The sequence below is a fragment of the Flavobacterium sp. F52 genome, from assembly GCF_000278705.1.
GTDB classification, from domain to species: domain Bacteria; phylum Bacteroidota; class Bacteroidia; order Flavobacteriales; family Flavobacteriaceae; genus Flavobacterium; species Flavobacterium anhuiense.
In genome coordinates this window covers 348,921-373,455 of sequence record NZ_AKZQ01000026.1, presented here as the reverse complement: position 1 = coordinate 373,455, position 24,535 = coordinate 348,921, and the positions used below count along the sequence as shown (strand labels likewise).

The 24,535-nt window shown below is 34.9% G+C and carries 23 protein-coding genes; 19 read left to right on the top strand and 4 right to left on the bottom strand.

The window, feature by feature from the left end:
- Positions 1–171 precede the first annotated feature (171 nt).
- Both FF52_RS13130 and FF52_RS13125 read left to right on the top strand, forming a co-directional pair.
- Complete coding sequence (locus tag FF52_RS13130; protein WP_008466147.1) at positions 172–1,146, top strand: polyprenyl synthetase family protein; 975 nt, start codon at positions 172–174, stop codon at positions 1,144–1,146.
- Between the two features lie 75 nt (positions 1,147–1,221).
- Positions 1,222–1,575, top strand: coding sequence for a hypothetical protein (locus FF52_RS13125; protein ID WP_008466146.1), 354 nt, complete (start codon positions 1,222–1,224; stop codon positions 1,573–1,575).
- A 21-nt stretch (positions 1,576–1,596) separates the two neighbouring features.
- Here FF52_RS13125 and FF52_RS13120 read toward each other — a convergent pair whose 3' ends face one another.
- A complete protein-coding gene (locus FF52_RS13120; protein WP_008466145.1) occupies positions 1,597–1,992 on the bottom strand; it encodes a hypothetical protein in 396 nt (131 codons plus the stop codon).
- A 74-nt stretch (positions 1,993–2,066) separates the two neighbouring features.
- On the bottom strand, positions 2,067–2,633 hold the full coding sequence (locus tag FF52_RS13115) for a hypothetical protein (protein ID WP_008466144.1): 567 nt from the start codon (positions 2,631–2,633) through the stop codon (positions 2,067–2,069).
- Positions 2,634–2,750: 117 nt separating this feature from the next.
- On the opposite strand from FF52_RS13115, the gene FF52_RS13110 reads away from it, so the two are divergent.
- From FF52_RS13110 to FF52_RS13080, 7 genes are all read left to right on the top strand, one after another.
- Positions 2,751–5,528 (top strand): 2-oxoglutarate dehydrogenase E1 component, encoded by a 2,778-nt coding sequence (locus tag FF52_RS13110; protein WP_008466143.1) that lies wholly within the window; start codon positions 2,751–2,753, stop codon positions 5,526–5,528.
- A gap of 97 nt (positions 5,529–5,625) precedes the next feature.
- Positions 5,626–6,876, top strand: a complete 1,251-nt coding sequence (odhB, locus tag FF52_RS13105) for a 2-oxoglutarate dehydrogenase complex dihydrolipoyllysine-residue succinyltransferase (RefSeq protein WP_008466142.1) — start codon at positions 5,626–5,628, stop codon at positions 6,874–6,876.
- A 219-nt stretch (positions 6,877–7,095) separates the two neighbouring features.
- Positions 7,096–9,585, top strand: a complete 2,490-nt coding sequence (locus tag FF52_RS13100) for a TonB-dependent receptor (protein ID WP_008466141.1) — start codon at positions 7,096–7,098, stop codon at positions 9,583–9,585.
- A 53-nt stretch (positions 9,586–9,638) separates the two neighbouring features.
- Complete coding sequence (locus FF52_RS13095) at positions 9,639–9,971, top strand: hypothetical protein (RefSeq protein ID WP_008466137.1); 333 nt, start codon at positions 9,639–9,641, stop codon at positions 9,969–9,971.
- Between the two features lie 20 nt (positions 9,972–9,991).
- Positions 9,992–10,291 (top strand): hypothetical protein, encoded by a 300-nt coding sequence (locus FF52_RS13090; RefSeq protein WP_008466135.1) that lies wholly within the window; start codon positions 9,992–9,994, stop codon positions 10,289–10,291.
- 5 nt (positions 10,292–10,296) lie between these two features.
- Positions 10,297–11,847 carry a PepSY-associated TM helix domain-containing protein gene (locus FF52_RS13085; protein ID WP_008466133.1) on the top strand — a complete coding sequence of 517 codons (1,551 nt, stop codon included), beginning with the start codon at positions 10,297–10,299 and terminating at the stop codon, positions 11,845–11,847.
- A 284-nt stretch (positions 11,848–12,131) separates the two neighbouring features.
- Positions 12,132–13,244: a PepSY-associated TM helix domain-containing protein gene (locus tag FF52_RS13080; RefSeq protein WP_008466132.1), complete on the top strand. Its 1,113-nt coding sequence runs from the start codon at positions 12,132–12,134 to the stop codon at positions 13,242–13,244.
- A gap of 58 nt (positions 13,245–13,302) precedes the next feature.
- On the opposite strand, the gene FF52_RS13075 is transcribed toward FF52_RS13080, so the two are convergent.
- Together FF52_RS13075 and FF52_RS13070 are read right to left on the bottom strand one after the other, a co-directional pair.
- On the bottom strand, positions 13,303–13,650 hold the full coding sequence (locus FF52_RS13075; RefSeq protein WP_008466129.1) for a toxin-antitoxin system YwqK family antitoxin: 348 nt from the start codon (positions 13,648–13,650) through the stop codon (positions 13,303–13,305).
- A gap of 211 nt (positions 13,651–13,861) precedes the next feature.
- Positions 13,862–14,857: a TlpA family protein disulfide reductase gene (locus tag FF52_RS13070; RefSeq protein WP_008466128.1), complete on the bottom strand. Its 996-nt coding sequence runs from the start codon at positions 14,855–14,857 to the stop codon at positions 13,862–13,864.
- A 158-nt stretch (positions 14,858–15,015) separates the two neighbouring features.
- On the opposite strand from FF52_RS13070, the gene aspS reads away from it, so the two are divergent.
- From aspS to nuoH, 10 genes are all read left to right on the top strand, one after another.
- On the top strand, positions 15,016–16,767 hold the full coding sequence (aspS, locus tag FF52_RS13065; protein WP_008466126.1) for an aspartate--tRNA ligase: 1,752 nt from the start codon (positions 15,016–15,018) through the stop codon (positions 16,765–16,767).
- Positions 16,768–17,075: 308 nt separating this feature from the next.
- Positions 17,076–17,270, top strand: a complete 195-nt coding sequence (locus FF52_RS13060; protein WP_007137066.1) for a cold-shock protein — start codon at positions 17,076–17,078, stop codon at positions 17,268–17,270.
- Between the two features lie 244 nt (positions 17,271–17,514).
- Positions 17,515–17,880 (top strand): NADH-quinone oxidoreductase subunit A, encoded by a 366-nt coding sequence (locus FF52_RS13055; protein ID WP_008466117.1) that lies wholly within the window; start codon positions 17,515–17,517, stop codon positions 17,878–17,880.
- A 150-nt stretch (positions 17,881–18,030) separates the two neighbouring features.
- Complete coding sequence (locus tag FF52_RS13050; protein WP_008466114.1) at positions 18,031–18,579, top strand: NADH-quinone oxidoreductase subunit B; 549 nt, start codon at positions 18,031–18,033, stop codon at positions 18,577–18,579.
- 1 nt (position 18,580) lies between these two features.
- A complete protein-coding gene (locus tag FF52_RS13045; protein WP_008466113.1) occupies positions 18,581–19,102 on the top strand; it encodes an NADH-quinone oxidoreductase subunit C in 522 nt (173 codons plus the stop codon).
- Positions 19,103–19,123: 21 nt separating this feature from the next.
- On the top strand, positions 19,124–20,362 hold the full coding sequence (locus tag FF52_RS13040) for an NADH-quinone oxidoreductase subunit D (protein WP_008466112.1): 1,239 nt from the start codon (positions 19,124–19,126) through the stop codon (positions 20,360–20,362).
- A 76-nt stretch (positions 20,363–20,438) separates the two neighbouring features.
- Positions 20,439–20,969 carry a complex I 24 kDa subunit family protein gene (locus tag FF52_RS13035; RefSeq protein WP_008466111.1) on the top strand — a complete coding sequence of 177 codons (531 nt, stop codon included), beginning with the start codon at positions 20,439–20,441 and terminating at the stop codon, positions 20,967–20,969.
- Between the two features lies 1 nt (position 20,970).
- Positions 20,971–22,338, top strand: coding sequence for an NADH-quinone oxidoreductase subunit NuoF (nuoF, locus tag FF52_RS13030; RefSeq protein ID WP_008466110.1), 1,368 nt, complete (start codon positions 20,971–20,973; stop codon positions 22,336–22,338).
- Between the two features lie 81 nt (positions 22,339–22,419).
- On the top strand, positions 22,420–23,451 hold the full coding sequence (locus FF52_RS13025; protein WP_008466109.1) for a 2Fe-2S iron-sulfur cluster-binding protein: 1,032 nt from the start codon (positions 22,420–22,422) through the stop codon (positions 23,449–23,451).
- Positions 23,452–23,454: 3 nt separating this feature from the next.
- Complete coding sequence (gene nuoH, locus FF52_RS13020; protein ID WP_008466108.1) at positions 23,455–24,507, top strand: NADH-quinone oxidoreductase subunit NuoH; 1,053 nt, start codon at positions 23,455–23,457, stop codon at positions 24,505–24,507.
- Positions 24,508–24,535 lie beyond the last annotated feature (28 nt).

Genomic DNA, 24,535 nt, shown 5'->3' with positions numbered 1-24,535 from the left:
CAGGAAACTTTGAATACCAAAAAAGTTTCCGAGTTTTTTGATTTTTTTTTTTAACATATTAGAAATGAGAAAGGTTAAAAGCCCTTTTTAATCATCTATACGCTTTTAACATTTCATCTCCAGAAATTAATATTTGAATTGTATCTTTGGGGCTCGAAATCAGAATTCATTATGCAGGATATAAGTCAGTACCAGGATTTTTTCATTAATTATCTACAAAGCCAAAACATACATAAAGAGCCTAAAAATCTTTACGAACCTATAGAATACATTTTAGGACTTGGCGGAAAACGTATCCGTCCAGTTTTAACATTAATGGCCGCAGAAGTTTTTGATACTGAGTACCAGACGGCACTTCCCGCAGCAATGGCAGTTGAAGTTTTTCATAACTTTTCGTTGGTTCATGATGATATTATGGATGATGCCCCTTTGAGAAGAGGGCAAATTACCGTGCACGAAAAATGGGATTTAAATACGGGAATTCTTTCTGGAGATGCCATGCTTATTTTGGCATATCAATATTTCGAACAATACGAACCAAGTGTTTTTAGAAACTTGGCCAAATTATTTAGCAAAACAGCTCTTGAAGTTTGCGAAGGACAGCAATGGGATGTAGATTTTGAAACTCGCAAAGATGTTACGATTCCTCAATACCTTAAAATGATTGAATACAAAACAGCTGTTTTGGTGGCGGCTGCCATGAAAATGGGTGCCATTGTTGCTAAAACTTCTGAAAAAGAAGCTGATTTAATTTATGATTTTGGATTAAATTTAGGTTTGGCTTTCCAACTTCAAGACGATTATCTAGATGCTTTTGGCGACCCTGAAACATTCGGAAAACAGGTTGGAGGAGATATTATAGAAAACAAAAAAACGTATTTATATCTGAAGGCTTTAGAATTCTCTTCTGATGAAAAAGCTTCTGAATTAGAAAAATTATTCACGCTTCAACTGGAAGATAATACAGAAAAAATAGCAACCGCTAAAGCCATTTTCAACGAATCCGGAGCATCAAAAGCCACTCAGGAAGCAATCGAAATGTACACTTTTAAAGCTTTTGAAACGTTAGAAAAAATGGAAATAAGCAATGAGAAGAAAAACGTTTTGAGAACTTTCGGAGAAAATTTAATGGGACGTAAAGTTTAAAAACTAGCAATTCAAAAATCAATTTCAATAACAAATTCTACAATCATAAATCAGTAATCTAAAATCTAAAATCATATGTTTGTAGCACCAACAAATACCGAATCATTATTAGCGCAGGCGCAAGCAGAGACTTTATATCTGAGTCTTATTGAACAGCTTAATAAAGATTTTAATTTAGCGAATGAAGGAATTGATTTTCCAATGAGCATTTCTCCAGATGAATTAAAAATTCAGCTTCACGAAAAAGTCTATAGAATGATTCAGTATAAATTTGCTGAATATTTAAATCTCCTTTATATCATTGACGTTCCCGAAAATGAAATCAAACAATTAGATGGTTCTGATTTAGTCATTCTTGCTGAACAAGTTGCTTTCTTAATTTTAAAAAGAGAATGGCAAAAGGTTTGGTTTCGAAATTATTATAAATAAGGTTCTAAGTTTTTTCAATACTTATATCTCATCCCATACATATAACTTTTCATCTTCTTTTACATCTATCTCATCATTTTTATCTAATGGAATATATTTACCATCTTCCAAAATAAAAACCTGTTCGTTATTTAAAATTTTATTTAGTTCTTTAGTCAATAGCTCTAGCTCTTCATTTAGGCTATTTCCTCCTGAAGCTCCAATGTGAAAATGCCAATCACATTCTTTATTATGATTTTCAAAACCAATGGTTATTTCCAAATCATAAGTCGCTACCCACAAAAATCTGTTTCCTTGGATACTTTTAATAAAACAATCAAAAGATTGATCTTTTTTAAAATCAATATTTCCTACAAAATCAGGATAATTCTCTTTTAAATATTTCAAGGTTATTTTAGAAAATAAAGCTTGGTCCACTTAAATATTTTTTTTTACAAATTGAAGACTTAGAATCTTAGCATCTCAGTCCCGATAGCAATCGGGATAGCAACTTAGAAATACACTCTCACAAAAGGCATAAATCCTGAGCCGTAAAGACTTTTATTGGGATCATACAAAACATCGTAACGCGCTCCAATAGTCACATTTCCTGTTCTATAACCTGCTCCTAGATATAGTGCAGTATTCCAATAACTATCTGAATAGGAAGGATAATAACGACCATAAATATCATATCCTGCTTCATATTGGCTATCGACTCTTACTTGCTCTAATTCAGCTGACAATTGGATTTCGGGGATTGGATTTACTAAACCTATAAGACTTCCTCCCCAAACGAAAGATTCGTAATAATTTTTTTGATATAAATAGCCAAATTGAAGACCTGCTCCAACTGCTACAATTTCGTTAACATTGTAAATGGCACTTGGCATTACCGAGATATTGGTATATCCTGAACCAAATCCAAGACCTAAACCACCTCCAAATTGAACTTTATCCCAAAAATGGTTACTATTGTCAATGACATATTTTTGTTGTGCAATACTATAACTTGAAAATAAGACAGTCAAAATCACAAAAAAATATCTGCAATCGATTGAAAATTGAATTTTATTCATAGTTAACGTTTATTTTAACAAATTTTTACGTAAAAGTACGTAAAAAAAAGATTTAAATAAATGCGATTGTTGTACTTTTGCCTTTCTATATAACAAAAAAGTATATTCACTCATATTATGGATAGGTTTTCATTTTTAAACGCAGCGCATACTGAGTTTTTTGCACAATTATACGATCAATATTTAGTTAACCCAGACAGCGTTGAGCCTAGCTGGAGAAGTTTCTTTCAAGGTTTTGACTTTGGGCAAACGACTTATAATGACGAAAATCCAGTGCAAACGATCGTTGAGTACGTGACTAGCGATAACACAGATTACAGTCAGATTTCTGAAAAACTAAAGAAAGAATTTAACGTTCTTAAATTAATTGACGGATACCGTACGCGCGGGCATTTATTCACGAAAACAAATCCTGTTCGTGATCGTAGAACTTCATCTCCAACTTTGGATATTGAAAACTTCGGATTATCTACAGCAGATCTTTCAACTGTTTTTGACGCTGCTCAAACAATCGGAATGGCGCCTTCTTCATTGCAAGATATCGTAAATCGTCTAAAAACTATTTACTGCCAGCATATCGGTATTGAGTATATGTACATTAGAAATCCTAATGTTGTAAAATGGATTCAGGACAAATTAGCTGTAAATACAAATCAGCCTAATTTCTCTACAGAGGAAAAGAAAATAATCTTAAATAAATTAAACGAAGCCGTTTCTTTTGAGAACTTCCTTCACACTAAATATGTTGGACAAAAACGTTTCTCATTAGAAGGTGGAGAATCTATCATCCCAGCTCTTGACGCTTTAATTGAGCAAGCTGCAGAAAAAGGTGTTGAACAATTCGTAATGGGAATGGCTCACCGTGGTCGTTTGAACGTTTTGGCAAATATCTTCGGAAAATCTACTCAAGATATTTTTGGTGAGTTTGATGGGAAAGACTACGATCAAGAGTATTTTGACGGTGACGTAAAATATCACTTAGGTCTTACGGCAGACAGAAAAACAAGATCTGGAAAAAGCATCAATATCAATTTAGCGCCAAACCCTTCTCACTTAGAAACTGTTGGAGCGGTAATTGAAGGTATCACAAGAGCAAAACAAGAAAGACATTTCCCAGAAAATATTTCAAAAGTATTGCCAATCGCTGTTCACGGTGATGCGGCTATCGCTGGTCAAGGTATTTTGTATGAAATCATTCAGATGTCTTTATTGGACGGATACAAAACTGGCGGAACTATTCATATCGTAATCAACAACCAAGTTGGTTTTACAACAAACTATTTAGATGCTCGTTCATCTACTTACTGTACAGACGTTGCCAAAGTAACGCTTTCTCCAGTATTACACGTAAATGCTGACGATGCAGAAGCTGTTGTTCACGCGGTATCTTTTGCATTAGATTACAGAATGCAGTTTGGACGTGACGTATTTATCGATTTATTAGGATATAGAAAATACGGACACAACGAAGGTGATGAGCCACGTTTTACTCAGCCTGTTTTATACAAAATCATTGCTAAACATAAAAATCCAAGAGACATCTACGCAGAAAAATTACTTTCTGACGGTGTAATCGATGCTTCTTATGTAAATGCTTTAGAAAAACAATACAAATCTCAATTGGAGGAGAATTTAGAAGCTTCTCGTAAAAAAGATTTGACTATCATTACTCCATTCATGAAAAATGAATGGGAAGGTTTTGTTCAGGTTACAGACACGCAAATGCTTCAAAAAGTTGATACTTCTTATCCAAAAGAAAAATTAACTCAAATTGCAAATGCACTTTCTAATTTGCCTGAAGACAAAAAATTCATCAGTAAAATTCAAAAATTAATCAACGACAGAAAAACAATGTTCTTCGAAACTAATCTTTTAGATTGGGGTATGGCTGAGCATTTAGCATACGGATCTTTATTACAAGAAGGTTTTGATGTTCGTATTTCTGGGCAAGACGTAGAAAGAGGTACTTTCTCTCACCGTCACGCTGTAGTTAAAGTTGAAGATTCTGAAGAAGAAGTAATCTTAATCAATAGCTTAGAGGACAAAAAAGGAAACTTTAATGTTTACAACTCTCACTTATCTGAGTACGGAGTTTTAGGTTTTGATTACGGATATGCATTGGCAAGTCCAAAAGCTTTGACAATCTGGGAAGCACAATTTGGAGATTTCTCTAACGGAGCTCAAATTATGATTGACCAATACATTTCTTGTGGTGAAGATAAATGGAACAACCAAAATGGTATTGTTCTTTTATTACCTCACGGATACGAAGGACAAGGTGCTGAGCACTCTTCTGCTAGAATGGAGCGTTACTTACAGCTTTGTGCAAGACATAATATGTATGTTGCAGATTGTACAACGCCTGCTAACTTCTTCCACTTATTAAGAAGACAATTGAAAACAAATTTCCGTAAACCTCTTGTAGTATTTACTCCAAAAAGTTTACTACGTGATCCAAGATGCGTATCTCCAGTAGAAGATTTAGCAAATGGAAGTTTCCAAGAAACTATTGACGATACTACAGTTAACAAAAAAGATGTTAAAACATTAGTTTTCGTTACTGGTAAGTTCTACTATGATATTACTGCAGAAAGAGAAAACAACGGAAGAAAAGACGTTGCTGTTGTTCGTATCGAGCAATTATTTCCTTTCCCTGTTGAGCAGCTCAAGGAAATCATCGCACAATATCCAAATGCAGATGACTATGTTTGGGCTCAGGAAGAACCTAAAAACATGGGAGCTTACAGCTATATGTTAATGAACTTTGATCTAGTAAAATGGAGATTGGCTTCATTAAAAGCATATTCTGCTCCAGCATCAGGAAGTTATACACGTGCTAAACGCCGTCATGCTGATGCAATTAGAATGGTATTCGATAAAAATTTATTTAGATAATTAAAAAATAATTGTTTCAAGTTTCATGTTCCAAGTTTCAAGTCTAACACCCTGAAACATGAAACATGAAACGATAAAAACCTTAAACAAAAACAAGATGATTTTAGAAATGAAAGTCCCATCACCAGGGGAATCAATAAAAGAAGTTGAAATTGCAACTTGGTTAGTAAAAGACGGAGATTATGTAGAGAAAGATCAGGCTATTGCTGAAGTTGATTCAGATAAAGCTACTCTTGAATTGCCTGCTGAAATGAGCGGTGTAATTACACTAAAAGCTGAAGAAGGTGATACAGTTGCAGTAGGTGCTGTAGTTTGTTTAATTGATACAGATGCTGCTAAACCAGCAGGAAGCGGATCTGCAGCTCCAGCAGCAGAAGCTCCAAAAGCTGAGGCTCCTAAGGCTGAAGTAAAAGCAGAAGCTCCAAAAGCTGAGCCAGTTCAAGCTCCAGCTGCTACAAGCTATGCAGCAGGAACTCCATCTCCAGCAGCAAGAAAAATATTAGACGAGAAAAATATTGCTCCAGCTTCTGTAACAGGAACTGGTAAAGGTGGCAGAATTACTAAAGACGATGCAGTAAATGCAACAGCTGTAGCTTCAATGGGAACTCCAACTGGAGGAAACCGTGGAACTGAGCGTACAAAATTATCTATGTTACGTCGTAAAGTAGCAGAAAGACTAGTTTCAGCTAAAAATGAAACAGCTATGCTTACTACTTTCAACGAAGTAAACATGACTCCAATCAACAATATTCGTAATGAATACAAAGATGCTTTCAAAGCTAAACACGGTGGTTTAGGTTTAGGTTTCATGTCATTCTTTACAAAAGCAGTTACAAGAGCACTTCAATTATATCCAGATGTAAACTCTATGATCGATGGAGATTACAAAGTAGGATACGATTTCTGTGATATCTCTATCGCTGTTTCTGGACCAAAAGGATTAATGGTTCCTGTTGTTCGTAACGCTGAGAATTTAACTTTCCGTGGAATTGAAGCTGAAATCAAAAGATTAGCTTTAAGAGCTCGTGATGGTCAAATTACAGTTGACGATATGACTGGAGGAACTTTCACAATCACTAACGGTGGTGTTTTTGGAAGTATGTTGTCTACTCCAATCATCAACCCTCCTCAATCAGGAATCTTAGGAATGCACAACATCATCGAGCGTCCGATTGCTGTAAACGGAAAAGTTGAAATTCACCCAATGATGTATGTAGCTCTTTCTTACGACCACAGAATCATCGACGGACGTGAGTCGGTTGGTTTCTTAGTGGCTGTAAAAGAAGCTTTAGAAAACCCATTAGAATTATTAATGAATGGCGACGCTAAACGTGCTTTAGAATTGTAATTTTTAAATAATTTTCGACAATACAAAAGCCTGTTCTTTCATTAGAACAGGCTTTTTTTTTGCTTAAAATTAGCTTAAGATTGGCTTAAGATGTTAATTTTTTGAATTATTGAAAATTTTATCCTTTAAAAAATATTTTATTTAGAATAAATAAAAACAACTTGTTTGATTGCTCTCCAGCAATTAAATTTGCGCTATCAAAATTAATTCTAAATAAAAATGAAATTAAAATTTACGATTTCGCTCTTAACTGTATGCTTGGCTCTACTTACAGGAACATCTGTTTTGGCACAAGAAAAAGCGACAATAAAAGGTCAGATTAGTTCGGATAGTGGAACAGCAGATAACATATCTGTTGCTTTAAAAGGAACAAAAATCGGAACAAACACAGACACCAAAGGTAACTATGAAATAAAGAACCTAAAACCTGGAACTTACATTATTAGAGTCTCAGCAGTTGGATTTACATCTAAAGAAAAAAGCATTACGCTTAATAGCGGAGACGAATTAATTGAAAATTTCAGTATTACCTCAAACTCTGAGCAGTTAAGTGAAATTGTAATTAACGGAAACGGCAGAAAAAACCCTCTTGCTCGTAAAGAAACACAGCAAGTATCAAGATTACCTCTTAAAAATCTTGAAAATCCACAAGTATATACTACGATTACAAGCGAACTTTTAAAAGAGCAAGTAGTTACAAACCTTGATGATGCTCTTAAAAATGCTCCAGGATTAAATCCGTTATGGGCTTCTACAGGTCGTGGAGGTGATGGAGCAGGATATTTCTCTTTAAGAGGATTTGCTGTACAGCCAACAATGATTAATGGATTACCAGGCTTAACAAACGGAAGTTTAGATCCTGCAAACATCGATAAAATTGAAGTAATTAAAGGACCTTCTGGAACTTTATTCGGAAGCAGCCTTATTTCTTATGGTGGCTTAATCAATATGACTACTAAAAAACCTTACGACCGTTTTGGCGGAGAAGTAACTTATACAGCTGGAAGCTACGGATTAAACCGCGTGACTGCTGATGTAAATACTCCATTAGACGAAGAACACAAAATTAACTTCCGTCTTAACACAGCTTATCACAGCGAAAACAGCTTTCAAGATGCCGGATATAGAAAATCTTTCTTCTTTGCTCCTTCATTATCTTATGAAGTAAATGACAGACTTTCATTTTTCATCAATACTGAATTCATGAAAAACGAAGCAACAAACCCAACTATGCTTTTCTTGGATAGAGGCGCTGCATTAAGAGTTCACAATATTGACGAATTGGGTTACGACAACAAACGTTCTTACACAAGTAACGAACTTGCAATTCAAACGCCATCTTACAGTCTTCAAGGACAAATGAACTATAAAATCTCTGACCAATGGACTTCTCAAACAGTAGTTTCTAGAGGTTCATCAAAATCTGAAGGATATTATACTTATTTATATGAAGGAACAAGATTTATTCCTGAAATTACTGAAGGAATTGTTTTAGGACGTTCTATGAATTACCAAAACTCTACAACTTTAACAACAGATATTCAACAGAATTTCATTGGAGATTTCAAAATTGGAAGTTTAAGAAATCGCATCGTTGCTGGTTTAGACTACTTCAATAGAGGACAAATCGATAACGGATCAGGCTATGTGGCAAACGGAAGAGTTTATATTGGAAATATGGATTTAGCAACTGTAAACCAATACGTATTCGGCATTACAGATCCAGACAAGTATATTACAACTGGTGACAATGGTAATTTGACAAAAGCTGGTTCAGATAAACTTTTAGCAGAAGCTGCAGCAAATAACAATAAAACAAAACAAGAAGTTTTTAGTGCTTATGTTTCTGATGTTATCAACATTACTCCTTCTCTTTCTGCAATGGGAAGTTTACGTGTAGACCGTTTTATGACAGCTGGAGATGTTACAACAAAAGCAGATGATTACAACCAAACTGCTTTTTCTCCAAAATTTGGTTTAGTGTACCAACCAATTATTGATAAGGTTTCGATTTTTGCAAACTATATGGACGGCTTTGCAAACTCTGCTCCAACAAGTGATATTTTACCCGACGGAAGTTCTAGCCCGAGAACTTTTAAACCAGAACACGCTAATCAATTTGAAATCGGAACAAAATTAAATGTTCTTAAAGACAAAGTATATGCAACCTTCAGCTACTATGATATTCAAGTAAAAGATCAAGTGTACACAGTATATGGAGCTAACGGTTCTATCAACACTCAAACTTCTTATCAAGACGGAGCTCAAAGAAACAAAGGTTTTGAAGCAGAAATCGTAGCAAGTCCAGTTGCTGGTTTAAACATTGTGGCAGGTTATAGCTACGTAGATGCAGTCTTAAATGCTGGAGATCCTTCTTTCGTAGGACGCAGACCAGAAAGCTCTGGACCAAGAAACTCTGCAAACTTCTGGGCAAGCTATAAATTCTTAGAAGGAGATTTACAAGGATTTGGTTTAGGTTTTGGAGGAAATTATGCTGACAAAAACTTAATAATGAACCGAAACGGCGTTGGTCAGTTTACAATACCATCTTACACTGTTTTAAATTCCTCTATTTTCTACGGAACAGAAAAATTCACATTGACTCTTAAACTAGACAACATAGCAAATGTTGATACTTATGATGGATGGTCAACTATTCATCCAAGAAACATGAGAAGTGTTGCGGCAAGTTTCGCTTATAGATTCTAATAAACAACAAAACACCTTCCTTTATCGGAAGGTGTTTTTAAATTTTAATGATTATGATTACAATTGCCAGTCTTATCGTTTTCTTAGCTTTTTACACACTGTATTATACTTCTAAAAGAGCAGTGTTGTCGTATGATTTAGGTTTTGAAAAATGGATGCAGAAAAATCCAAAGCAAACCAAAATTATTGGATTAATGCTTTTGCTTTCTGCTTATGCAATGTGGCTTTTTACACAATCATTGGGTTGTGGCACTTTGATGTTTTTTATTCAGCTGATGACTGTTGGAAGCCTAATCATTATTCTTACTCCTTTAAAAAAAATAAACAGCAAGTTACTTTTGGCCTTACTCATTTTTGTTGCTGTAACTGAACTTTATTACAACTAAAATCCACTTTAAAATATAATATGCCAGCAAATCCAAAATATCTAAATCCTTCTTTTTGGCCTCGTTTTTCCAAAATTACTGCTGCAATTTTAGGAGGATACTTTGTTTCTGTTACTTTTCATTTGGCTTTAGCGGCTTGGTTTAGCCGAAAAGATGTGTTAATCACAATGGCTTTCAGCGGTTTTATTCTTTGGGTGGCATTAATGATTATTGCTTTCTTAGCGAAAAACGGCTGGAAAATCTGGGGAGTTTACATTTTGCTATCTCTACTTTTTTGTCTTTTCATTTATCTCGGTCAAACCTATAATACGGCACAATAATATTTATGAATAACCGTCATTACAATATCTATTTTCACACGCATACTGTCAGCGGAATCGTTATCAGCGTAGTTCTTTTTGTAATTTTCTTCGCTGGATCTTTTTCTTTTTTTAGAGATGAAATCATCAATTGGGAAAGAAATGAATCTACAGCAATCACAAGAGAAATTCAATTAGATTACAATGATGCACTTCAGCATCTTGACAAAAAATATGTTTTGTACGGAAGAAATCTTACCATTTCTAAACCGTCTGTAGAAAATAGAGTTGCTGTATATATGGAAGGAACCAAAGATACCTTGGCTCCAAAAAAACAGCAAGCTGGAGAGTTTTTTTATCTAGACAATAAAAATCACAAAACCTACACTTACGAAGAGTCTTATTCATTAGGCGAACTTTTATACCGTCTTCATTTCTTGGCGCAAATTCCATATCCTGCGGGATATTATTTATCTGGATTTACCGCTTTATTTTTCCTATTCGCAATCATAACAGGAGTTTTATTGCATTGGAATAAAATTGTTTCTAACTTTTACATGTTCCGTCCGAAAGAAAAATTAAAAACGCTTTGGACAGATGCGCACACGGCTTTAGGAATGATTGGCCTGCCATTTCAATTTGTATATGCGGTTACCGGAGCATTTTTTATGATTAAACTTTTGATTGTAGCTCCAGCTGTAATGGCTCTTTACAAGGGAGATCAAGATAAATTATATAAAGAACTCGAATATACTGATCCAGATTATACCTTTGAAAATAAAAAACTGGCAAATCCATTTAATATTAATGAACTGGTTGCCAAAACTAAAAAGAACTGGGATGATTTTGAAATTACTCGTGTTTTCATCCAAAATTATGGAGATGCCAATATGCACGTTTTGGTTGAGGGCGAACTTTTAAGCCATAAAAAATTTACAGGAATTGGAAAAGTAGTATACAGAGTTTCTGACGGAAAAGAAATTGCCAAAAAAGATCCAATTGCTCATACTAGTTATTTAGATGTTGTCAAAAATGTTTTATACAGAATACATTTTGGAGATTATGGCGGATATGCTTTAAAAATCGTTAGTTTCCTCCTAGGAATTATAACTTGTTTTGTCATTATCTCTGGAGTTATGATTTGGCTTGTTGCCCGACAGAAAAACAATATGCCAGAAAAGAAAAGACGTTTCAACGCTGCTGTTGTTCGTATTTACTTGGCGATTTGTTTAAGCATGTATCCAATTACAGCTTTGGCATTTATAGGAAGCAAAATTTTCTATCCTTTAAGCCAGTCTAATTTATATGCGCTTTATTTTGGAGGTTGGCTCTTCCTGACGATCTTCTTTATCATTAAAAAGAATGACGCTTTCACCAACAAATTCTCTCTGATTTCAGGAAGTATTTTAGGATTCTTAATTCCAATTACAAATGGAATTGTTTCTGGAAATTGGTTTTGGAATTCTTTTATGGATAATAAATTTCAGATTTTCTTCATAGATGTTTTTTGGATTTTCCTTGCTGGAATTTCTTTATACACAGCGTATCATTTAAAACCTAAAAAAGCAGTTTCTTAATTTTTTGCCACTAAGACACGAAGGCGCTAAGTTTTTATTTAAAGCTACAGATTAGAAAAATGGAATGATTTTCTCTCGCAGATTTTGCAGATTAAGCAGAAAAAAATATTAAAAAAATCTGCTCAATCTGCAAAAATCTGCGGGAAACAAAATCTTTGCGACTTTGCGACTTTGCGACTTTCCGAGATTTTTCTTTGACCAACACTTACCTTTACAAACAAAATGCTTTAGAAATATTTGCCCTATATAGATTTTGAGCATACTTTTACGCTTTTAATCAAAAAATGGGATTCAAAACCAAAATACGTTTTATACATAAATGGCTCGGATTAATTTCTGGGGTTATTGTTTTTATAGTCTGTATTACAGGTTGCATTTTCTGTTTTCATGATGAAATAAAAGACATTACCAGAAAAGAATGGCGTTTGGTTGAACCTCAAAACAAACCTTTTCTATCACCATCTCAGCTGCAGGAAAAAGCAAAAGAAACCGTTCCTGAAAACAAGGCCACCATGGTCGCTTATTATGGAAAAGATAGATCGGCGATTGTTTATACTTATTCAGATGCTGGAAATCTCTACTTATATTTTAATCCGTATACCGGAAAATATTTAAAATCGGAAAATCCAGAAACCGACTTTTTCATTATTGTAGAATACATTCATCTATATCTGCTCCTTCCCGATTATATCGGAAAGCATATTATTGGCGGAGCAACCATCATTTTTATTTTATTGCTTATTTCGGGAATCATACAATGGTGGCCAAAACGAAAAAGCGATATCAAAAGAAGCTTTACCATAAAATGGTCAGCAAAATGGCGACGCGTTAATTACGACTGGCATAATACTACTGGTTTTTATATTTCTATAATAGCCTTAATTCTAGGCATAACCGGACTTACTTTTACCTACGAATGGGTTGGTGACGGAATTTATAAATCTTTAAATTTTGGCGGAGACAAAGCAGTTGAAACAAAAACACCTATAATTGATACAACCTCGTTCAAAGCAAATTCGGTTACAGCAATTGACAAAGCATTTACTCAAACTCAGAAACTGCAGCCAAAAGCAGAAATGTTTTTTATAATGATTCCGCAGAAAAAAGGCGATATTGTCAGCACAGGTGCTTATCCACATACGTTACGCTATGATCAGCAGAGTAATTATTATTTTCATCCGTCAAGCGGAAAATTAATCCAAAGCCAAACTTTTGATGAAAAAAGCCTCGGACTGCAAGTTGTCGAAATGAATTACGGAATACACACGGGACAAGTTTTAGATCTTCCAGGAAAAATAATAGCTTTTACTGTGAGTTTAATTGCTGCCGCACTTCCTGTCAGCGGATTCATAATTTGGTTTGGAAGAAGTAGAAAATCTAAAAAAAGTAAAGCATAAAAAAACCGTCTCATTAAAAACGAAACGGTCTTTTTATAATTGATTTTTGAAATTATGACTAATTTCTGTTTGCCAAAGCATTTTTCTGTAAACTTTTAACTGAGCTTACTTTGTTGTCTACATAAGCAACTTCGCTTAAACTGTTTTCATTAAAGTAAATCCATTTTCCTGTTTTAACTCCGTCTGTGTATTCTCCAACGGTTTTTTTATTTCCTTTTTCGTCATAAGATACCCAGACACCGTCTAATTTACCGTCTTTAAAAAAGCCTTCTTGCTGCACTTTACCATTGTCATAGTAATACGTTGCTTTTACCTTATTCCCAGCAGCTTCTAATTCAGGCTTTCCTTCTTGTGCAACTACAATTCCAGAGAACAATATTGCAGCTAAAATTACACTCTTTTTCATATCTTTAGGTATTTAATGTTAAGAAATCTTTATCAAATATAGTTAATTGTTTACATTAAAAAAACTTTTGCTTAACAATTTGGTAACATAGATTAAAAACTTAACATTGGAAAAATGCATAAAATAAGAAAACCAGCGCTAAGGCACTGGTTTTACTGGTATTCTAGAAATATTTGAGTTTTACGATAACGTTGTAAATTTCGTAAATAAATTAGTTCAATAATGCGCTAAGTTGTTTATCTAGTTCAGGATCAGATGGTCTTGATGCATCAGATTTCACAATATTCCCTTGTGGGTCTATTAAGATAAATCGCGGAATTCCTGTCACACCATAATTCACAACAAACTCAGATTCCCAATCTTTATCTGCAAACAATTGAACGCCTCCCAATTTTTTATCGGTTACAAACTTTTTCCATTTTTCATTGTCTTTTGCTTTGTCAATAGAGATGCTTACAAATTCAATATTTTTTCCATGGTATTTCTCTTCAATTTTTTGCAAATACGGGATCTCAGCTCTGCAAGGCGCACACCAAGTAGCCCAAAGATCGATATAAACATATTTTCCTTTTAAATCAGAAAGCTTTGTTTTTCCTCCTTTAAAATTTTCGTAGTCAAATCCAGGAGACGGTTTTCCTACCATCTTATTTGCTTTAGAAACTCTTTCATACTCTTCGGCTGCATATTGGTGGAAACTTTCAAAACTGCGTTTTAGAGCTGTTTTAAATTCTGGAGCAAAATTTCCTTTTTCTAAACTCTCTGTATCTGCTTTTAATTTACTATCAAGCAAAGCAGTAAATTCGCCTGATTCTTTAGCAAAAGCATCTTTCTGAAAGCTTTCGTCTTTTAAAGCCTGTTGTGCCAAAAAATTACTTTCATCCACACCTTTACCTTTATATACAATCGTTTCATCAAATTCTTTGGCATTCATGGTTAAATTAAGTTCAGAATTTGGCTTTAAATATAAATTAGACGATTCTGTTCCATCGGAAAAAACATAGAATCCTTGAGGAGCATCAAAAGTAGCAGCAAAAATTTCTTTTTTATCAATTGGAATTACTTGCCTGAAATTATCTCTTCCTTTAATCACTAAAGTATCACTATTTCTATTGGCAATTTTAGCTGTGAACTTAATTGAATTTTTGCTTTGGGCAACAATATAAAGTGCATTGAAAATTATCAAACCTGCAACAAAAAGTTTTTTCATAGGTATTAATATTAGTTTTTAGATGAATCAAAACTAAAGAAATTAAAGCTTCGGATTTTTAGAATTAACAAAATATTTAAAATTATTCTGAATCAACTTATCACTTTACTATATTAATTTGAATTTTGTGTTTACTTTTGCAGTCTAAAATTTTGATTATGTATAGAAGTCATAATTGTGGCGAATTAAACGCTTCAAATATTAATACCGAAGTTACACTTGCGGGCTGGGTTCAAAAATCACGTGATAAAGGATTTATGAATTGGGTCGATTTACGCGACCGTTATGGAATCACACAGCTTATTTTCGACGAAAGTCGTACCGATAAAACTGTTTTTGAATTGGCCAAAACTTTGGGTCGTGAATTTGTAATTCAGGTAAAAGGAACTGTTATTGAGCGTGAAGCCAAAAACAAAAATATTCCAACTGGTGAAATCGAAATTTTAGTTTCTGAATTAACAATTTTGAATACTGCTCTTACTCCTCCATTTACAATCGAAGATGAAACTGACGGTGGAGAAGACATCAGAATGAAATATCGTTATTTGGATATTAGAAGAAATCCTGTAAAAAACAGTTTGTTATTCCGTCATAAAGTGGCAATGGAAGTTCGCAAATATCTTTCTGATCTGGATTTCTGCGAAGTTGAAACGCCTTACTTAATTAAATCTACTCCAGAAGGAGCAAGAGATTTCGTTGTGCCAAGCCGTATGAACGAAGGTCAGTTTTATGCATTGCCTCAATCTCCTCAGACTTTCAAACAATTATTGATGGTGGGCGGAATGGATAAATATTTTCAAATCGTAAAATGTTTCCGTGACGAAGATTTACGTGCAGACCGTCAGCCAGAGTTTACTCAGATTGACTGCGAAATGGCATTTGTAGAGCAAGAAGATATCTTGAATATTTTTGAAGGCTTGACAAGACATTTATTAAAAGAAATTAAAGGCATTGAAGTAGATAAATTCCCAAGAATCACGTACGACTATGCCATGAAAACATACGGAAATGACAAACCGGACATTCGTTTCGGAATGAAATTTGGAGAATTGAACGAATTTGCACAGCATAAAGAATTCCCTGTTTTTAATGCAGCCGAATTAGTTGTCGGAATCGCTGTTCCTGGAGCCGGAAATTACACTCGTAAAGAAATAGATGGATTAATTGACTGGGTTAAACGTCCTCAAGTTGGAGCGTCTGGAATGGTTTACGTAAAATGTAACGAAGACGGAACTTACAAATCATCTGTAGATAAATTCTACGATCAGGATGATTTAACAAATTGGGCAAAAGCAACGGAAGCAAATCCTGGTGATATGATTTTTGTTCTTTCTGGTCCAGCTAATAAAACTCGTGCACAACTATCTGCTCTACGTATGGAATTGGCAACTCGCTTAGGATTGCGTAATCCTGAAGAATTTGCTCCATTATGGGTTGTAGATTTTCCATTGTTAGAGTTAGACGAAGAAAGTGGGCGTTACCATGCTATGCACCACCCTTTTACTTCGCCAAAACCAGAAGACATGGCTTTATTGGAAACAGAACCAGGAAAAGTTCGTGCAAATGCATATGATATGGTTTTGAATGGTAATGAAATTGGAGGTGGATCTATTCGTATTCACGATAAAGCGACACAACAATTAATGTTCAAATATTTAGGATTTACTGAAGAAGAAGCAAAAACGCAATTCGGATTCTTAATGGATGCTTTTCAATTTGGAGCACCGCCACACGGGGGATTAGCCTTTGGTTTAGACAGACTTGTTGCTATCTTAGGAGGACAAGAAACCATTAGAGATTTCATTGCATTCCCTAAAAATAATTCTGGGCGTGACGTCATGATCGATGCCCCTGCAGCAATTGACGATGCACAATTGAAAGAACTTCGTATAAAAGTTGATATTGCCTAAAAGCAGTAAAATAATCATAAAAAATATTTAAGCCGTTGAAAATTCAGCGGCTTTTTTATTTTAACAAAATGTTAAGAAAAATCTTAAATGATAATTTTTTTAAATTATCATATTCTTACAATTTTAATATTTTTATATTCTTACAATTAATGATTCGCAAATTATGCTATTTTATAAACAAATTGATGCAATAAACCGCGTAAAAACACTGTAAATCAATAATTTTTACAAAAAATTAACACGTATTTGTCTTTTGTATGATTTTATATGTTACATTTGTTTTATTATAAATTATTATTACAATTACAATGCGTACAGGTACAGTAAAATTTTTCAATGAATCTAAAGGTTATGGGTTCATTACAGACGAAGAAACAGGAAAGGACATCTTCGTTCACGCTTCAGGAATTAACGCGGAAGAATTACGCGAAGGTGACCGTGTAAGCTACGAAGAAGAAGAAGGAAGAAAAGGGAAAGTTGCTGCTAAAGTAGCAGTGATCTAAGAAAAATATAGCAATTATTTTTTTTTGCCTCTGAATGGTCTCAGAAGACGTCCCGAAAATATCGGGACGTTTTTTTTTACCCCAAATCTTAAAAAAATATTAAAATACCACCTTGTTATTTATAATGAATAAAAATTAGACATAAACGCCGTTTGGCACCCTACTTAAATCCTTTTTTAACTTGTGTTTTACAGACTTCCAAGTTATCTTTGTGGCTCATTTTTTAAGTATAAAATCAAAGTTTATGCAATCTGATCAATACAGTTACATTCCTATTTTAATGCAGTTTATTCTAGCTGTTGGTTTTGTGGTAGGAACAATCATCATTTCTGGGAAATTAGGACCAAAAAGATCCTCTGAAGTTAAAGATCAAAACTTCGAATGCGGTATCGAATCTGTTGGTAATGCCCGTATTCCTTTTTCTGTAAAATACTTCTTAGTTGCCATTTTGTTTGTGTTGTTCGATGTAGAGGTTATTTTCCTTTATCCATGGGCAGTAAACTTCAAAGACTTAGGAATTGAAGGAATGTTAAAAATGTTAGTTTTCATGTCTTTGCTTTTGGTTGGGTTCTTTTACATCATCAAAAAGAAAGCATTAGAGTGGGAATAACGATTTTAGATTTTAGATCTGAGATTTAAGATTTATCTAATTCTGAGATTTAAAATTTGAACTCAAAATTTAAAGTACTGATTTAAAAAATTGATTTTACTTTTTTAGAATTACAAAATCTAAAATCTAAAATCAGAAATCTAAAATAAAATGAGCGATTCAAAAGTAAATATGGTTGCACCGCCAGAAGGAGTTGTTGGCGAAGGTTTCTTCGCGACAAAACTTAATGATGTTGTTGGTTTAGCAAGAGCCAACTCATTATGGCCGCTTCCTTTCGCGACTTCATGCTGTGGTATCGAGTTCATGGCAACAATGGCATCTCACTATGACTTAGCTCGATTTGGTTCTGAGCGTGTGAGCTTCTCGCCAAGACAGGCAGATATGCTTTTAGTAATGGGAACTATTTCTAAAAAAATGGCGCCAATTTTAAGACAAGTATACGAGCAAATGTCTGAACCTCGCTGGGTAATTGCTGTTGGAGCCTGCGCTTCTTCAGGAGGTGTTTTCGACACGTATTCTGTTCTTCAAGGAATTGATAAAGTTATTCCTGTTGACGTTTATGTGCCAGGATGCCCGCCAAGACCAGAACAAATTGTTGATGGAGTTATGAGACTTCAGGAATTGGTAAAAAGCGAATCGGTGAGACGAAGAAGCTCTCCAGAATACCAAGAATTATTAGCTTCATATAATATCTCATAAGATGGCCTTAGAAAATACCCTGATTCAAGACAAACTTGTAGAAACATTCAGTAACGATGTTTTTAACTTTCAACAAGAAAGAGATATTTTTTCTTTAGAAGCTTCGGCTGATAAAATTACAGCCTTGATTCTATTCCTTAAAAACGATCCAGAATTACGTTTTCATTTCTTAACAGATTTATGCGGAATTCACTATCCAGATAACGAAACAGAACGTCAGTTTGCGGTTGTTTACCATTTACACAACTGGTATGAAAACAAAAGATTAAAAATCAAAGTTTTCTTAAATGGTGAAAAACCAGAAATCAAATCGATTACCAATATTTTCTTGAGTTCAAACTGGATGGAAAGAGAAACTTACGATTTCTTTGGAGTTAACTTTATAGGACACCCTCAATTGAAACGTATTTTAAATATGGACGAAATGCAGTCTCACCCAATGAGAAAAGAATTCCCACTGGAAGACAGCGGAAGAACTGACAAGGACGACAGATTCTTTGGAAGAACAACATCAAATTGCTAAAAAATAATTCAACATTATAAAATGTCAGAACTATTATTACCACCAGAGCATCGTTATGCTAAAATAATTAAGGAGAGATTAAACGACGACGGAAGCGAACTTTCTGTACTGAATTTAGGTCCTACACACCCTGCCACACACGGTATTTTCCAAAATATCCTGCTGATGGATGGTGAAAAAATTCTTGAGGCTGAGCCAACGATTGGCTACATCCACAGAGCATTCGAAAAAATTGCCGAAAATCGTCCTTTTTATCAAATTACACCACTTACAGACCGTATGAACTATTGTTCATCTCCTATTAATAATATGGGATGGTGGATGACAGTAGAAAAACTATTAGGTATTGAAGTTCCTAAAAGAGCTCAGTATTTAAGAGTTATCGTTATGGAGCTGGCTCGTATTACAGACCACATTATCTGTAACGGGATTTTGGGTGTAGATACTGGTGCGTATACTGGTTTCTTATACGTTTTTCAATTTAGAGAAAAAATCTACGAAATCTATGAAGAAATTTGTGGAGCTCGTTTGACTACAAATATGGGAAGAATTGGTGGTTTTGAAAGAGACTGGTCTCCAGAAGTTTTCAAAAAACTAGACAAATTCCTAGAAGAATTCCCACCTGTTTGGCAAGAATTCCAAAATTTATTCGAGAGAAATAGAATTTTCCTTGATAGAACTGTAAACGTTGGTGCAATCACTGCTGAAAAAGCAATGGCTTACGGATTTACAGGTCCAAATTTACGTGCTGCTGGAGTCGATTACGACGTACGTGTTGCACAACCTTACTCATCTTACGAAGATTTCGATTTTATTGTTCCTGTTGGAAAATCAGGAGACACTTATGATCGTTTCTGTGTTCGTAACGCTGAAGTTTGGGAAAGTTTAAGCATTATTCGTCAGGCATTAGAAAAAATGCCTCCAGGAAACGAATATCACGCTGAAGTTCCAGATTACTACCTTCCTCCAAAAGAAGATGTTTACACTTCTATGGAATCTTTAATTTATCACTTTAAGATTGTAATGGGAGAAGTTCCTGTACCAGTTGCAGAAATTTACCATCCAGTAGAAGGAGGAAATGGAGAAATCGGTTTCTATTTAATAACAGACGGAAGTAGAACTCCATATAGATTACATTTCAGAAGACCTTGCTTTATTTATTATCAAGCATTCCCAGAAATGATTAAAGGTGCCATGCTTTCTGATGCAATTATCATCCTTTCAAGTTTGAACGTAATTGCAGGAGAATTAGACGCCTAAAAATTTAGATTTTAGAAGATAAAATTTAGATTAAAAAATTTGTGCCTTTGCGCCTTTGTGGCAAAACAAGAATAAAATGGAAAGAAAACATTACAAACAAGAAATAAACATGACCGAGGCATTGATGAATCGCATCAATGAATTAATCAGTCATTATCCCGAGGGCAAACAAAAATCGGCTTTATTGCCTGTTTTGCACGAAGTTCAGGATGCACACAACAACTGGCTTAGTATTGAATTGCAAGATAAAGTTGCCGAGATTCTTCAGATAAAACCAATCGAGGTTTATGAAGTGGTTACTTTCTATACGATGTTCAACCAGAAGCCAATTGGTAAGTACATGTTTGAATTCTGCCAGACTTCTTGTTGCTGCTTACGTGGTGCCGAAGATTTAATGGATTATACTTCTGAAAAATTGGGCATTAAAATGGGTGAAACAACTCCAGACGGAATGTTCACTATTGCCGGTGTAGAATGTTTAGGTGCTTGCGGATACGCTCCAATGATGCAATTGGGAGATTTCTACAAAGAAAAACTGACAGAAGAGAAAATCGATCAGATCATTGCTGATTGTAGAGAGGATAAAATAATATTACACGATAAATAAGATGTCACAAAAAATATTATTAGATAAAATCAATATTCCTGGAATTAAAACCTACGAAGTGTATCGCCAAAATGGCGGTTATGCTTCTGTAGAAAAAGCTTTAAAAACACTTACTCCAGATGAAGTTACTGAAGAAGTAAAAAAATCAGGATTACGTGGTCGTGGTGGTGCAGGTTTCCCTGCTGGAATGAAATGGAGCTTTATTGACAAAAAATCAGGAAGACCTAGACACTTAGTGTGTAATGCCGACGAATCTGAGCCTGGAACATTCAAAGATCGTTATTTGATGGAATTTATTCCTCACCTATTGATCGAAGGAATGATTACTTCAAGCTACGCTTTGGGCGCTAACCTATCATATATCTACATACGTGGAGAATATATGTGGGTTTTCAAAATCTTAGAAAGAGCAATCGCCGAAGCAAAAGCTGCCGGATGGTTAGGAAAAAATATATTAGGAACAGGTTATGATCTTGAACTTCACGTTCACTGTGGAGCTGGAGCTTATATCTGTGGAGAAGAAACAGCATTGATCGAATCATTGGAAGGTAAAAGAGGAAATCCTCGTATTAAACCACCTTTCCCAGCCGTTTCTGGTCTTTGGGCAAATCCAACTGTTGTAAACAACGTTGAAACTATTGCGACTGTGCCTTGGATTGTAAACAATTCTGGAGATGATTATGCTAAAATTGGAATTGGACGTTCTACAGGAACTAAATTAATTTCGGCTTCTGGACACATTAAAAATCCTGGTGTTTACGAAATAGAATTAGGTTTAAGCGTAGATGAGTTCATGAATTCTGACGAATATTTAGGAGGAATGTCTTCTGATCGTCCTTTAAAAGCATTTGTACCTGGAGGTTCATCTGTGCCAATCTTACCTGCTGATTTGATTTTCAAAACAGCAAACGGAGAAGATCGTTTAATGACTTACGAATCTCTTAGTGATGGTGGTTTTGCTACTGGATCTATGTTAGGTTCTGGAGGATTTATCGTGTATAATGACACAGCTTGTATCGTTAGAAACACTTGGAACTTTGCCCGTTTCTACCACCACGAATCTTGCGGGCAATGTACGCCTTGCCGCGAGGGAACAGGATGGTTAGAAAAAATCTTATGGAGAATCGAAAACGGTCAAGGCCGTGAAGAAGATATCGAATTATTGTGGAGCATTCAAAGTAAAATTGAAGGAAACACAATCTGTCCACTTGGAGACGCAGCTTCTTGGCCAGTAGCAGCTGCAATTCGTCACTTTAGAGATGAGTTCGAATATCACGTTCGTTTCCCTGAAAAAATCAAAAATAGAGATCACTTTGTTGCCGAGCCTTTCTCACAAGTTAAGCATTTAGTAGGCAAACAAACAGTATAAAATAGTTTAAAGTTTCAAGTTTTTTTAGTTTCATGTGAAAACCTGAAACCTGAAACCTGAAACTAAAAAAACAAATAAGAGATGAAAGTAACCATAGACGGTCAAAGTATAGACGTAGAACCAGGAACAACGATCCTGCAGGCTGCACGTATGATTGGTGGAGATTTGGTGCCGCCAGCCATGTGCTATTACTCAAAATTAAAAGGCAGCGGAGGAAAATGTCGTTGTTGTTTAGTTGAAGTTTCTAAAGGTAGTGAAGCTGACCCAAGACCAATGCCAAAATTAATGGCATCTTGTGTAACAGGATGTATGGACGGAATGGAAGTAAACAGTAAATCTTCTGCCAGAGTTACCGAAGCGCGTAAATCTGTAACAGAGTTTTTATTGATTAACCACCCATTAGACTGCCCTATTTGTGATCAGGCGGGAGAATGTGATTTACAGAATTTAAGTTTTGAGCACGGAAATCCGAAATCACGTTACATTGAAGAAAAGAGAACATTTGAACCAGAAGATATTGGTCCAAATATCCAACTTCACATGAACCGTTGCATTTTATGCCAAAGATGTGTACAAGTTGCAGATCAATTGACAGACAACAGAGTTCACGGAGTATTAGATCGTGGTGATCACGCTAATATCTCAACAGGTATTTCTAAAGCTATCGATAATGAGTTCTCTGGAAACATGATTGATGTTTGTCCGGTTGGAGCTTTAACAGATAAAACTTTCCGTTTTAAATCAAGAGTTTGGTTTAACAAACCTTACAACGCACATAGAGAATGTACAACTCCAGGATGCTGCGGTAAAACTACTGTTTGGATGTTTGGAGGAGAAATTCAGCGTGTAACGGGTCGTAAAGACGAGTACCATGAAGTTGAAGAATTTATTTGCAACAGCTGTCGTTTTGATCACAAAGATGTGAATGACTGGGTAATTGAAGGACCAAGAGAGTTTGAAAAAGACTCTGTAATAAACCAAAACAATTACACTCAAAAATTAGAGAAAGTTCAAATCGATACAGAAAAGAACATTCTTTTAGGTAGAGATATCGACCGTAAAAAGATTAGTATGGCAGCAATTCCATTAACTGATAAAGACCAAAAACAATAAGAAATGGAAAGTGCATTTATTATAGAAAAGAGTGTTGTTATTGTTGTCGTTTTTGCGGTAACAATGATTATGGCAATGTATTCTACTTGGGCAGAACGTAAAGTTGCTGCTTTTTTGCAAGACCGTGTTGGACCAAACCGAGCTGGATGGGGAGGTTTATTACAGCCACTTGCTGATGGTATGAAATTATTCTCAAAAGAAGAGTTTTTCCCAAATACGCCAAATAAATTTTTATTCGTTGTAGGTCCGGCAATTGCAATGAGTACAGCCTTGATGACAAGTGCTGTAATTCCGTGGGGAGATCGCTTACATCTTTTTGGAAGAGACATTATTCTTCAAGCTACCGACGTAAATATTGCTTTATTATACATTTTTGGAGTTCTTTCTGTTGGGGTTTACGGCATCATGATTGGTGGATGGGCTTCTAACAATAAGTTCTCTTTGATGGGAGCTATCCGCGCAGCTTCTCAAATGGTTTCTTACGAGATTGCAATGGGATTATCAATAATTGCTTTATTGATGATGACAGGAACAATGAGCTTAAAAGAAATCTCATTACAGCAACAAGGAATGAACTGGAATGTTTTTTATCAGCCATTATCATTCTTAATTTTCCTAATCTGTTCATTTGCAGAAACCAACAGAACTCCTTTCGATTTAGCAGAATGTGAAAACGAATTAATTGGAGGTTACCATACAGAATATTCATCAATGAAAATGGGATTCTATTTATTTGCTGAATACGCAAGTATGTTTATCTCTTCTACTATTATTTCTGTTTTATTCTTTGGCGGATACAACTACCCAGGAATGCAATGGATGGTAGAAAATGTAGGAGTAAATGCAGCTAACTTATTAGGGATCGCGGCATTGTTCGTTAAAATATGTTTCTTCATATTCTTTTATATGTGGGTGCGTTGGACAATTCCAAGATTTAGATATGACCAATTAATGAACTTAGGCTGGAGAATTTTAATTCCGCTTTCGATTATTAATATCATGATTACAGGTGTTGTTATTTTAAGACACGATATTGCAGCAGCTTTAGGATTCTAAGAACCGTAATAAGCTTCAAATAAAAACA